This window comes from Massilia agri, assembly GCF_024753255.1.
In the GTDB taxonomy this organism is placed as follows: Bacteria; Pseudomonadota; Gammaproteobacteria; order Burkholderiales; family Burkholderiaceae_D; genus Telluria; species Telluria agri.
The window spans coordinates 260,929-272,875 of record NZ_JANUHA010000003.1; the positions used below are offsets into that span (position 1 = coordinate 260,929).

Here is an 11,947-nt window from a genome sequence, read left to right on the forward strand (position 1 = left end):
GGGCCTGCGGCACTCTTACAGCCAACCCTTGATGGCCATGTCCTTCAGGACGTAGCGCGCCACCAGGTTGTTCTCGAACGGGGTCGGGTGGATCTCGTCGGCGAACATGTAGTGGCTGACGTCACCGGCCACCGTGTTGGCGTTGGTGCAGATCAGGGACGTGGTGCCCAGCGGGTTCGGGCCGCAAGCCGGGGTGCTGGTATTGGTCAGGCCGTACGGCGCCGGATTCTTCACCTGGTCATTGCTGACGGTGTAGAGGTCGACGTACAGGATGCGCGGATCTTCAGCGCCCAGGCCGGCCTTCAGTTGGGTGTTGAAAGCGTTGACCATGGCGGCGATCAGGGCCTGGATGTCGGCGGTGCGCGACTTGGCGGCCGGGGTGCTGGCCACGTCCGGCAGGTTGGCGACGATGACGTACTTGGCGCCCTTGCCAACGATTTCGTTCTTCACGAGGGCGGCCATCTGCGCGCCGGCGACGCCCAGTTCCTGAACCAGCTTCGGACCGTTTGCGGCCGCGTAGTCGGCGCCGGCCTTGGCGCCCGCAGCGCTTGCGTCGGCCTGTGCCTTGGTCACCATCGGACCGTAGACGGAGGCTTGCGCCACGGCGGCGTTGCCCGGCTGGGTCGCGGCGGCGGTGACGGCGGCGCCGACGATGGTCTGGGTGGTGCTGCCCGGACGTGCGCTTTCAGTGGCGATGGCCGCGCCGATCGCCTGGGCGGCGGTCTGCGGGTTGGTCGCGCCGGCGGCCAGCTGCATGGTCAGCGAAGTAGCGAAGGTTTGTGCGCCGGCGGCATTGCCGGCGGCGGTGGCTGCCGCCGACAGGGTGCTCAGCTGCATCAGGACATCGTTACCGCCGGACAGCACGGTGACCAGTTCGGTGCCGCTGAACTTGTTGCCGCTGCGGGCCAGGTGGTTGGCGACCTGGGTTACCAGCGGCACGGTGGTTTCGCCGATCGGCGAGCCGGTGGCCGCATTGCCCGGGCCGACCGGGTTGGTCACGCGCGAACCGCCCTGGGCGTAGTTGAAGCAATTCAGGTTCTGGACGACCGGGACCGAGAAGCCTTGGGCGGCATTGCCCATCAGGCCGGTCTGTGCGGCGCACGGCGCCGGCAGTTTCAGTTCGGCAGCCAGGAATTCGACCCAGATCTTGCCGGTCAGTTCGGGATTCTTCGCGGTGCCGTCGCCATTGATGGTGAACTTGCCGCCGCCGGCTTGCTTGACCGCGCCGACCGCGTAGGTGCCGACGTCGGACAGGCTGTCGCCGAAGGAAACTTGCTGGGTGAAAGTGAGTTTCTGCGTTTGGTCGCCGCCGCTTGGGCTGGTACCGCCGCAAGCAGCCAGCACGGCCGCCGTCAGCATGGCGAGCGCGAGTTTGGTATGACGCATTGTGTCTCCTAAAGGTAGGTTTGTTCTGAAACGAACGGCCGTGCTATTCGTATCTCAATAATATGCCAGTGTTCAACTTGCTTGTATAGCGAAACAGTTGCCGTAACGTCAGTTTTTGCTGACAAACGGTAAATGCCTCGGGGGAAGCGATTATAGCGCCGCGCACGAGCCCGGCAGTAGCGCAAATTTGTAATGGGAAATCGGCAGACAGCCGGTAAAGACAGGCTGTCTGCGAAATGGCGAGGCTCAGGCCCCAGGGGTGGACGCAGTCATTGAGCAGGCCACTTCACGGTGTTGCGTAAGGCCACTTCACGGTGTTGCGTAAAGACTGGGCTGTCCGCGAAACGGCGGAGATTCAGGCCGCGGGGTCGACGTCGCCGTTAAGCAGGCCGTGCACGATGCCGGTCGAGCCATGCGCGGCGCGGCGCAGGCGGTCGTTGACGCCCAGCCAGTCGCCGCCCTGCGGAGGCGCCTCGACCAGGATCACGTCGGCTTTCTTCCCATCCATCGCGCGCAGCGCCGCGTACAGGGCGTGGGCGAAGCCGTCCGGGGTGGCCGGCAGCAGCTGCGCCGCGTGGGTCGGCGGCATGCCGGAGTAGTGGATCAGCGCGACCTTGCGGCCCTTTGCTGCGAGTTCGGACAAGGTCTGGCGCAGCTGGGCGCCGTCCTGCATCGCCACCGGCGTGTGCGGTGCGTAATGCGATTCGAGCGTGCCGGAGGCGCGCGGGGCCGCCGCGTCGGGGCTGCTGGGCAGCTGGTCGATGACGGCGGCGATCGCCTCGGCGCTGATGTGCCCCGGGCGCAGCAGCACCGGACCGTGCGTGGCCAGGCGCGACAGGTCGACGATGGTCGATTCGATGCCGACCTGGGACGCGCCGCCATCGAGGACCATGGCCACGCTGCCATCGGCGCCGAATTCGTCGCGCACGTGCTGGGCCAGGGTCGGGCTGACGGCGCCGAACTTGTTGGCCGAGGGCGCCGCGACGCCGCCCTTCCCGCCCTTGAAGGCGCGCAGCAGGGCGATCGCCACCGGGTGAGAGGGGCAGCGCAGGCCGACCGTGTCCTGGCCGCCGCTGACCGCGTCCGGGATGTTCGGTGCGCGCCGCAATATCATGGTGAGCGGGCCGGGCCAGAAGGCTTCGGCCAGGGCCTGGGCTTCACGCGGAATATCGGTGGCCCAGTAGTCGAGCGGCGCATCGGGCGCCAGGTGCACGATCACCGGGTGGTCCTGCGGGCGGCCCTTGGCGGCATAGATGGCCGCCACCGCCTGCGGGTTCTCGGCATCGGCGCCCAGGCCGTACACGGTCTCGGTCGGGAAGGCGACCAGCCGGCCGGCTTCCAGCGCGCGTGCGGCGGCCCCGATGGCCGCCTGGTCCAGCTGCGCTTCTGCTACGTTCGTCACTGCGGGATCCCCAGGATGGCGCAGGCTTCGCGCAGGCTGGCCTGTGCTTCTTCGAGCGTCGGCGCAACGAAGGTGATGTGGCCCATCTTGCGCGCGCGGCGCGGGTCGTCCTTGCCGTACAGGTGCAGGTTCGCGCCCGGCAGCGCCAGCACGCGGTCCCAGGCCGGCTCGCGCGGGGTTTCGCTATCGCCCTCGAACCAGACGTCGCCGAGGATGTTCAGCATGACGGCCGGCGAATGCTGGCGCACGTCGCCCAGCGGCAGGCGCGCCATCGCACGCACCTGCTGCGCGAACTGGCTGGTGACGCAGGCGTCGATGGTGTAGTGGCCGCTGTTGTGCGGACGCGGGGCCATCTCGTTGACGACCAGCGTCCCGTCCTGCAGCACGAAGAACTCGATGCACAGCACGCCGACGTAGCCCAGCTGGGCGACGATGGCGCGCGCCGCGTCCTGGGCCTGTTTCGCGCAGGCGTCGGACACGTTCGGGCCCGGCACGGTGGTCGTGAACAGGATGCCGTCGCGGTGCACGTTCTCGGCGATCGGGTACACGACGGAGGCGCCGTCATGGCCGCGCGCGGTCAGGACCGAGACCTCGTAGGCCAGCGGCAGCATCTTCTCGAGCAGGCAGGTCACGCCCTTCATCGCATCGAAGGCCGCGCGCACGTCCTCGCGGGTACGCACGCGCACCTGGCCCTTGCCGTCGTAACCCATGCGCACGGTCTTCAGGATGCCCGGCAGCAGGTCATCGGCGATGGCGTCGATGTCGGCGTGCGAGGCGATGGTCTTGTGCGGCGCCGGCATCACGCCGGAGGTCGGCGCGCATTCGACGAAGAAGCGCTTTTCGAGGATGCGGTCCTGGGCGATCGACACGCAGGAGGCGGCGGGCGCGACAAAGGTGCGCTCGCCCAGCCAGGCCATGCTGTCGGCCGGGACGTTCTCGAATTCGGTGGTGATGGCGACGCAGGTCTGCGCCAGCTCGGCCAGGCCTTCCGGGTCGGTATAGGCCCTGGAGATCAGGCGCTCGGCGACCTGCCCTGCCGGGCTGACCTGGCTCGGTTCGAGCACGGCCACCTGGTAGCCCATGGCCTGGGCGGCGTGCGCGAACATGCGGCCCAGCTGGCCGCCGCCCATCACGCCGAGGACGGCGGGCCCATCCTTACCGAGGGCGGTGGGAAGAAACGAATCACTCATGCTTCAAACGGGAAGGGTCATGGCCTGGGCGGCCGCGGTCTGCTCGAGGCGGAAGGCCTGCAGCTTCTCGGCAAGCAGCTCGTCCGTGGCTGCCAGGATCGCCACCGCGGTCAGGGCCGCGTTGGCGGCGCCGGCTTCGCCGATGGCGAAGGTCGACACCGGCACGCCCTTGGGCATCTGCACGATCGACAGCAGCGAATCCTCGCCGCGCAGGTACTTCGAGGGCACCGGCACGCCGAGCACCGGCACGATGGTTTTAGCTGCGACCATGCCCGGCAGGTGGGCGGCGCCCCCTGCCCCGGCGATGATGGCGCGCAGGCCGCGGCTACGCGCGGTCTCGGCGTAGGTGAACATCTCGTCCGGCATGCGGTGGGCCGAGATCACCTGCGCCTCGAAAGGCACGCCGAACTGTTTCAGCACATCGACCGCATTCTTCATCACGTCCCAGTCGGACGAGGAACCCATGATGACGCCAACGACTGGTTTTGCTTGATCGGTCATTGCTCAGGCCTTCAGCTTCTCGCCGGTCAGGCGTTCGATGGCTTCGAAATACTTGGCCTGGGTCTTTTCGATGACATCCTGCGGCAGGGCCGGGGCCGGGGCGGTCTTGCCCCAGTCGGTCAGGGTCTCGAGGTAGTCGCGCACGAACTGCTTGTCAAAAGACGGCGGCGACATGCCCGGCGCGTAGGAGTCGGCCGGCCAGAAGCGCGAGGAGTCGGCGGTCAGGACTTCGTCCATCAGGTGCAGCACGCCATTGTCGTCCAGGCCGAATTCGAACTTGGTGTCGGCGATGATGATGCCCTTCGTCGCGGCGTACTCGGCGGCGGTGGTGTAGAGCTGGATGCTGATGTCGCGCATCTTGGCGGCAAGTTCCTTGCCGATGCGCTGCTCCATCTCTTCGAAGGAGATGTTCTCGTCGTGTTCGCCGATGTCGGCCTTGGCGGCCGGGGTGAACAGCGGCTGGGGCAGCTTGTCGGCCTGGCGCAGGCCGGCGGGCAGCTTGATGCCGCAGATGGCGCCGCTTTCCTGGTAATCCTTCCAGCCCGAACCGATGATGTAGCCGCGCACGACGGCTTCCACCAGGATGGGCTTGAGGCGCTTGGCCACGACGGCTCGGCCGCGCACCTGCTCCACTTCATCCGGCGCGACAACCGATTCCGGCGCCACGCCGGTCAGGTGGTTCGGCACGATGTGGCCGAGCTTCTCGAACCAGAAGTCGCTCATCTGGTTCAGCACCATGCCCTTGCCCGGGATCGGCTCGTTCATGACCACGTCGAAGGCCGACAGGCGGTCGGTGGTGACGATCAGGATCTTGTCGTCGCCGACAGCGTAGTTGTCGCGCACCTTGCCGTGACCGAGCAGTGGCAGGGACTTGATGGTGGATTTGTAGAGGCTGTTCATAGAAGGGATATCAGGGAAACAGAGCCGGAGAAGGCCCCCGGTGGAGCAGCCCAGGCCGGGGATGGCCTGGACCAAATGCGACATTTTACGTCAACTCGCATCGCGCCGCCGCAGTAGCAGCGGCAGCGCAATGCCACGGCGATGCTTACTGCACGATCTGGGCCAGTTCGCCCGCCTTGTAGCGCTCGGCCATCTTGTCCAGCGGCACCGGCTTGATCTTCGCGGCCATGCCTTCGCAGCCGAAGGACAGGTAGCGCGCCTTGCAGACTTCCATCGCGGCTTCACGGGCCGGCTTCAGGTAGTCGCGCGGGTCGAACTTCGACGGGTTCTGGAACATGTACTTGCGGATCGCGGCGGTCATGGCCAGGCGGATGTCGGTGTCGATATTGATCTTGCGGACGCCGTGCTTGATGCCTTCCTGGATCTCTTCGACCGGCACGCCGTAGGTCTCTTTCATGTCGCCGCCGAATTCGCGGATGATGGCCAGCAGTTCCTGCGGCACCGAGGACGAGCCGTGCATCACCAGGTGGGTGTTCGGGATGCGGGCGTGGATTTCCTTGATGCGGTCGATGGCGAGGATGTCGCCGGTCGGCTTGCGGGTGAATTTATACGCGCCGTGCGAGGTGCCGATCGCGATGGCCAGCGCATCGCACTGGGTTTTCGCGACGAAGTCGGCGGCTTGCGCGACGTCGGTCAGCAGCTGCTCGCGGGTCATGGTGCCGTCCGCGCCGTGGCCGTCTTCCTTGTCGCCCTTCATGGTTTCCAGCGAACCGAGCACGCCCAGTTCGGCTTCGACCGTCACGCCGATCGAGTGCGCGAACTTCACGACCTCTTTCGACACTTCGACGTTGTATTCATACGAAGCCACGCTCTTGCCGTCGGCTTCCAGCGAACCGTCCATCATCACCGAGGTGAAGCCCGAACGGATCGCGGCCATGCAGACCGCCGGCGACTGGCCGTGGTCCTGGTGCATGACGACCGGGATGTGCGGGTAGGCTTCGACGGCGGCGTCGATCAGGTGGCGCAGGAAAGCTTCGCCTGCGTACTTGCGGGCGCCGGCCGAGGCTTGCATGATGACCGGGCTGCACGTGGCGTCGGCGGCAGCCATGATGGCCTGCACCTGCTCCAGGTTGTTGACGTTAAATGCCGGCAGACCGTAGCCGTGTTCAGCGGCGTGGTCCAGCAATTGACGCATCGATACGAGTGCCATGGTTGATTACTCCAAACAATTAAGAAACTATTTCGTCCAGCTCGCCCACGCGCACGATCTTGAGCGCATTGGTGCCGCCGGCCTGGCCCATCGGTGAGCCCCAGGTCACGACGATCAGGTCGCCCTTGCGCACCATGCCCTCCTTGATCAGGACCTCTTCGGCCTTGCGCAGCACCGCGTGGCTGCCACCCTCCTGCAGGAGGTGGAATGCTCGCACGTTCCGGTACAGCGACGCCTTGCGCTGCGTCGTCTGGAGCGGGGTCAGGGCGAAGATCGGCGTATCGATCGAGTGGCGGCTCATCCACAGTGCGGTCGAGCCCGATTCGGTCAGCGCCACGATCGCCTTCACCTTCAGGTGGTGGGCCGTGAACAGGGTGGCGTTGGCGATCGACTGGTCGATGCGGGTGAACTGGACGTTCAGGAAATCTGCGTCGCGCTTGTTGTATTCGGATTGTTCGGCCTCGAGGCAGATCGCGGCCATCATTTCGACGGTTTCGACCGGGTACTTGCCCGATGCGGTTTCCGCCGAGGTCATCACGGCGTCGGTGCCGTCCAGCACGGCGTTCGCCACGTCCGACACTTCGGCGCGGGTCGGCACGGCGTTGACGATCATCGACTCCATCATCTGGGTCGCGGTGATGGCCAGCTTGTTCGAAGCACGCGCCATCTGGATCATGCGCTTCTGCAGCGCCGGCACGGCCGCATTGCCGACTTCGACCGCCAGGTCGCCGCGGGCGACCATGATGCCGTCCGACGCGTCCAGGATCTCCTGCAGCACGGGGATCGCTTCGGCGCGCTCGATCTTAGCGATCATCATCGGCTTGTGGCCGTAGGGCTCGCCGGCGATATTGGCCAGCTGGCGCGCCATTTCCATGTCGGTGGCGTTCTTCGGGAAGGAGATCGCGAGGTAGTCGGCCTGGAAGCTCATCGCGGTCTTGATGTCTTCCATGTCCTTCGAGGTCAGGGCCGGCGCGGTCAGGCCGCCGCCCTGGCGGTTGATGCCCTTGTTGTTCGACAGCTCGCCGCCGACCTTGACGGTGGTGCAGATCTCCTGGCCCACGACCTTGTCGACGATCAGCACGATCAGGCCGTCGTTGAGCAGCAGCTTGTCGCCCGGCTTGACGTCGCGCGGCAGGGCCTTGTAGTCGAGGCCGACGCGCTCCTGGTTGCCCAGCTCGCCGTTCTCGCCCCAGCGCGCATCCAGGATGAACTTGTCGCCATTGTTCAGGAAGATCTTGCCTTCTTCGAACTTACCGACGCGGATCTTCGGACCCTGCATGTCGGCCATGATCGCCACTTCGACGCCGCATTCGGCGGCCGCGCGGCGCACGAGGGCGGCGCGGTCGATGTGGTCCTGTGCCTTGCCGTGCGAGAAGTTCAGGCGCACGACGTCGACGCCGGCACGGATCATTTTCACGAGAATGTCGAAATCGGTCGATGCCGGGCCGATGGTGGCGACGATCTTGGTGGCGTTGTACAGGGGGCGCGCAGCTTGCATGTGTCGGGAATCCTTGATCTTGAAAAGAGAAGCGCAGCTTTCAAAGCTGCGCTGTGTTCACTTCTTATTTATTTGGCGTTACGCTGGAGCAGAATCTCGACTGCCGGCAGGGTCTTCCCTTCCAGGAACTCGAGGAAGGCGCCGCCGCCGGTCGAGATGTAACCGATGCGGTCGCCGATATCGTACTTGGCGATCGCCGCCAGGGTGTCGCCGCCGCCGGCGATCGAGAAGCCCTGCGAGTCGGCGATGGCCATGGCCAGGGTCTTGGTGCCCTCGGCGAACTGGTCGAACTCGAACACGCCGACCGGGCCGTTCCAGACGATGGTGCCGGCCTTGGCGACCTGTTCGGCCAGCATGGCGGCCGTCTTCGGGCCGATGTCGAGGATCATGTCGTCGTCCGCCACGTCCTTCACATCCTTGACGGTCGCGGCGGCGGTCGGGCTGAATTCCTTGGCGCAGACCACGTCCACGGGAATCGGCACCTGGGCGCCGCGGGCGGCCATCATGTCGATGATCTGCTTGGCTTCGCCGACCAGGTCGTTTTCCACCAGCGACTTGCCGATGTTCAGGCCGACGGCCTTCATGAAGGTGTTGGCGATGCCGCCGCCGACCACCAGGTTGTCCACCTTACCGGCCAGGCTCTGCAGGATGGTCAGCTTGCTCGACACTTTCGAGCCGGCCACGATGGCCAGCAGCGGACGGTTCGGCTGGCCCAGGGCCTTGCCCAGGGCGTCCAGTTCGGCCGCGAGCAGCGGGCCGGCCACGGCCACCGGTGCGAATTTCGCGATGCCGTGGGTGGTGGCTTCGGCGCGGTGGGCGGTGCCGAAGGCGTCGTTGACGTAGACGTCGCAGAGCTTGGCCATCTTCTCGGCCAGCTCGTCCGAGTTCTTCTTCTCACCCTTGTTGACGCGGCAGTTTTCCAGCAGCACGACCTGGCCCGGCGCGACATCCACGCCATCGACCCAGTCCTGCTTCAGTTCCACCGGCTGGCCGAGCAGCTCGGAGAGGCGCCTGGCGACCGGCGCCAGGCTGTCTTCCGGCTTGAACTCGCCTTCGGTCGGGCGGCCCAGGTGCGAGGTGACCATCACGGCGGCGCCGGCCTTCAGGGCGGCCTGGATGGCCGGCACGGAGGCGCGGACACGGGTGTCTTCGGTGATATTGCCAGCGTCATCCTGCGGCACGTTCAGGTCGGCGCGGATGAACACGCGCTTGTCTTTCAGCGCGTCACGGTCGATCAGGTCTTGCAGGCGGGTGAAACTGAGAACGTCGTCCATTGGCTAGTCAACAGTGAAATAGTGAAAAAACGTCATTGTACATTAGGCGCCCTGTCCAAAAACGTGCAACACGCGCAACAGTGTAAAGACCACCATACCGAAGATGATGGTCATCAGCATGCTGCGGCGCCAGAGGTAGAACGCCAGTGCGGCAAGACCGGCCAGCAGCTTCGGATTAGCAATGGTCAGCTGTACCTGGCCCTGCGGATCGATCAGCAGGTCCGGCCCGATGATGGCCGCCAGCGCGCAGGCCGGCGCATAGCGCAGCATCTCCTGCACCCGCGGCGGGATGGTGACGCGGTGGCCGATCAGCCAGAAGGAACTGCGGGTGGCGGCGGTGGCCACGCACAGGACGCCGATGGTGGCCCAGATCTCCCAGTCAGACATTGCCCGCCTTTCGCTTGGCCAGGGTTTCTTCGACGAACATGGACGTGACCATGCCCACTACGACGGCAAGCAGCAGGCCGAGCTTGTACGGCAGGCCATAGGCAAGGACCGAGATCACGAGGGCGACCACCACCCCGCACAGGGCGGCATTGTTGATGATCAGGGGGACCATGATGCACAGGATCGCCAGGGTGCCCGCAAAACCCAGCCCCCATTCGGTCGGGATTGCGCTGCCCAGGAAGATGCCGACCAGCGAACCAGCCTGCCACGCGAACCAGTTCGGAACCATCAGGCCCTTCAGGTAGGAAAGCTTGCCTGCGACGCGCTCGGCGGTCGGATAACGCTGCAGGAACAGGGCCACGGTCAGGTCGCCCGAAATATAGCCAAGCAGGAAGCGCTGCTTCCACGGCAGGTGGGCGAAGTGCGGCCCGAGCAGGGCGGAGAAGATCACGAAGCGCAGGTTGACGACCAGCGCGGTAGCGAAGATCACCCAGACCGGCGCGGCGGCCGCGATCAGGGGAAGCGAAGCGAGCTGGGCGGAACCGGCGAAGACCAGCAGGGTCATGCCGACCGCCTGCCAGGCCGTCAGGCCGGTCTTGACCATGGCGATGCCGACCACCAGGCCCCATGCGCCGATGCCGAACAGGCTCGGCAGGCCGGTCTTGAAGCCTTCGCGCCAAGCCTGGGGGTCATGGATTTCGACCGTGTCGGGGAGCTGCTGGCCTGGCGGCACGGCCCCGTTCATGTGGCATTCCTGCAACGGCCCGGCGGGGCGGATGCGGCGACGGGCTTGAAACGGTCGGACATGAAACGCATCTGGAGGTGTTCGTAAAGCGGCCCCGGGGCTCTGCAGGAAGACATCTTGCGCACCCGGGCTGGATTGTGATCAGTTCGCTATTCTACCGATCATTTCAGCATGCATGGTGAATCCGGTAGAATCGTGTCTTTGCCTAAACTACGCTTGACGGAGAACCAGATGACCCAAAACACGATGCCCGTGGTGGAACTCGAGGCTAAAGACCTGCCGGCACACTGCCCGAATCCGGCAATGCCGCTGTGGTCCTCGCACCCGCGCGTCTTCCTCGATTTCGATCACCACGGCGACGCCAAGTGCCCCTACTGCGGCACCCAGTACCGCCTGGCCCCGGGCGTCGAGCTCAAGCACCACTGATCGCCTCCGGCGCGGCTCCCGCCGCGCCGTCTCCGCCATGCTCTACCGCGCGCCCGCCTGGCTGCCCGGCGGCCACCTCCAGACCATCTATCCGGCGACCTGCCTTGCCAAGCCCCCGGTCGCCTATCGGCGCGAGCGCTGGCCGACGGGCGACGGCGATTTCATCGACGTCGATTTCGTCGACGGACAACCGGGCCAGCCGCTGGTGGTGCTGTTCCACGGCCTCGAAGGATCCTCGAACAGCCATTATGCGCGCAGCCTGATGGCGGCGCTGCACGCGCGCGGCTGGTCCGGCGCGGTGCCGCATTTTCGCGGATGCTCCGGCGAAGCCAACCTGACGCCCCGCTTTTATCACTCGGGCGATGCGCTTGAGGTCGACTGGATCGTGCGCAAGCTGCATGCACGCGCGCCCGGTCCCCTGTACGTGGCCGGCGTCTCCCTGGGCGGCAACGCGCTGCTGCGCTGGCTCGGCGAATCCGGCCATGGCGCCGATTTCGTGGAGGCGGCCTGCGCCATCTCGGCCCCGCTCGACCTGGCGCGTGGCGGCGAAGCGCTGTCCTCGGGCCTGAACATGCTGTACACGCGCATGTTCCTGCAGACGCTCAAGCCCAAGTGCCTGGCCAAGCTGGAACGCTACCCGGGCCTGTTCGACCGTACTGCCCTCCTGCAGGCGCGCGACCTCTACGCTTTCGACAATGTGGTGACCGCGCCGCTGCACGGCTACAGGGACACCGACGACTATTGGCACCGCGCCAGCGCCCGCCACGTGCTGGACGCCATCACCGTGCCGACCCTGGTGCTGAACGCCCGCAACGATCCCTTCCTGCCGGGCCGCCATTTGCCGGAGAAGGCATCCAGGGCCGTGACGCTGGAGTATCCTGAGGAAGGCGGCCATGTCGGCTTCCCCGTCGGCCCCTTCCCGGGGCGGATCGACTGGCTGCCGCGGCGCATCCTGCATTTCTTCGATTCCCATGCCGGTTCGCGTGCGGCAAGCGCGGCCGCCACCGAACCATGCGAAGCTTGAGACT

12 protein-coding genes are annotated in these 11,947 nt (G+C 66.1%); 2 read left to right on the top strand and 10 right to left on the bottom strand.

Annotated elements, in window-relative coordinates:
• Positions 1-15: 15 nt before the first annotated feature.
• The 10 genes from NX780_RS06190 to NX780_RS06235 all read right to left on the bottom strand — a co-directional run bounded on the left by NX780_RS06190 (position 16) and on the right by NX780_RS06235 (position 10,493).
• Positions 16-1,386, bottom strand: coding sequence for an SGNH/GDSL hydrolase family protein (locus NX780_RS06190; RefSeq protein WP_258826978.1), 1,371 nt, complete (start codon positions 1,384-1,386; stop codon positions 16-18).
• 355 nt (positions 1,387-1,741) lie between these two features.
• Positions 1,742-2,788, bottom strand: a complete 1,047-nt coding sequence (locus NX780_RS06195) for an L-threonylcarbamoyladenylate synthase (RefSeq protein WP_258826979.1) — start codon at positions 2,786-2,788, stop codon at positions 1,742-1,744.
• A complete protein-coding gene (locus tag NX780_RS06200) occupies positions 2,785-3,978 on the bottom strand; it encodes a 5-(carboxyamino)imidazole ribonucleotide synthase (protein WP_258826980.1) in 1,194 nt (397 codons plus the stop codon). Before NX780_RS06200 ends, NX780_RS06195 begins: the two co-directional genes overlap by 4 nt.
• A 3-nt stretch (positions 3,979-3,981) precedes the next feature.
• Positions 3,982-4,479: a 5-(carboxyamino)imidazole ribonucleotide mutase gene (purE, locus tag NX780_RS06205; RefSeq protein WP_258826981.1), complete on the bottom strand. Its 498-nt coding sequence runs from the start codon at positions 4,477-4,479 to the stop codon at positions 3,982-3,984.
• A 3-nt stretch (positions 4,480-4,482) separates the two neighbouring features.
• Positions 4,483-5,379 (bottom strand): phosphoribosylaminoimidazolesuccinocarboxamide synthase, encoded by an 897-nt coding sequence (locus NX780_RS06210; protein ID WP_258826982.1) that lies wholly within the window; start codon positions 5,377-5,379, stop codon positions 4,483-4,485.
• A gap of 145 nt (positions 5,380-5,524) precedes the next feature.
• Positions 5,525-6,589, bottom strand: coding sequence for a class II fructose-bisphosphate aldolase (gene fba / locus NX780_RS06215; protein WP_258826983.1), 1,065 nt, complete (start codon positions 6,587-6,589; stop codon positions 5,525-5,527).
• A gap of 19 nt (positions 6,590-6,608) precedes the next feature.
• Entirely contained in the window at positions 6,609-8,069 is a 1,461-nt protein-coding gene (pyk, locus tag NX780_RS06220; RefSeq protein ID WP_258827146.1) for a pyruvate kinase, read from the bottom strand.
• Positions 8,070-8,155: 86 nt separating this feature from the next.
• Positions 8,156-9,361 (bottom strand): phosphoglycerate kinase, encoded by a 1,206-nt coding sequence (locus tag NX780_RS06225; RefSeq protein WP_258826984.1) that lies wholly within the window; start codon positions 9,359-9,361, stop codon positions 8,156-8,158.
• Between the two features lie 42 nt (positions 9,362-9,403).
• Positions 9,404-9,748, bottom strand: coding sequence for an AzlD domain-containing protein (locus tag NX780_RS06230; RefSeq protein ID WP_258826985.1), 345 nt, complete (start codon positions 9,746-9,748; stop codon positions 9,404-9,406).
• Complete coding sequence (locus NX780_RS06235) at positions 9,741-10,493, bottom strand: AzlC family ABC transporter permease (RefSeq protein WP_258826986.1); 753 nt, start codon at positions 10,491-10,493, stop codon at positions 9,741-9,743. The genes NX780_RS06230 and NX780_RS06235 overlap by 8 nt, the downstream gene beginning before the upstream one ends.
• Positions 10,494-10,664: 171 nt before the next feature.
• Here NX780_RS06235 and NX780_RS06240 point away from each other — a divergent pair, with 171 nt between their 5' ends.
• Together NX780_RS06240 and NX780_RS06245 are read left to right on the top strand one after the other, a co-directional pair.
• Positions 10,665-10,919 (top strand): zinc-finger domain-containing protein, encoded by a 255-nt coding sequence (locus NX780_RS06240; RefSeq protein WP_502572588.1) that lies wholly within the window; start codon positions 10,665-10,667, stop codon positions 10,917-10,919.
• Entirely contained in the window at positions 10,840-11,943 is a 1,104-nt protein-coding gene (locus NX780_RS06245) for a YheT family hydrolase (RefSeq protein WP_370663587.1), read from the top strand. Before NX780_RS06240 ends, NX780_RS06245 begins: the two co-directional genes overlap by 80 nt.
• Positions 11,944-11,947: the final 4 nt, after the last annotated feature.

Coding starts and splice junctions, on each gene's coding strand:
- NX780_RS06210 (WP_258826982.1), bottom strand. CDS start 5,379: ATGAACAGCCTCTACAAATCCACCATCAAGTCCCTGCCACTGCTCGGT.
- purE (WP_258826981.1), bottom strand. CDS start 4,479: ATGACCGATCAAGCAAAACCAGTCGTTGGCGTCATCATGGGTTCCTCG.
- NX780_RS06225 (WP_258826984.1), bottom strand. CDS start 9,361: ATGGACGACGTTCTCAGTTTCACCCGCCTGCAAGACCTGATCGACCGT.
- fba (WP_258826983.1), bottom strand. CDS start 6,589: ATGGCACTCGTATCGATGCGTCAATTGCTGGACCACGCCGCTGAACAC.
- NX780_RS06235 (WP_258826986.1), bottom strand. CDS start 10,493: ATGAACGGGGCCGTGCCGCCAGGCCAGCAGCTCCCCGACACGGTCGAA.
- NX780_RS06190 (WP_258826978.1), bottom strand. CDS start 1,386: ATGCGTCATACCAAACTCGCGCTCGCCATGCTGACGGCGGCCGTGCTG.
- NX780_RS06230 (WP_258826985.1), bottom strand. CDS start 9,748: ATGTCTGACTGGGAGATCTGGGCCACCATCGGCGTCCTGTGCGTGGCC.
- NX780_RS06200 (WP_258826980.1), bottom strand. CDS start 3,978: ATGAGTGATTCGTTTCTTCCCACCGCCCTCGGTAAGGATGGGCCCGCC.
- NX780_RS06240 (WP_502572588.1), top strand. CDS start 10,665: ATGCATGGTGAATCCGGTAGAATCGTGTCTTTGCCTAAACTACGCTTG.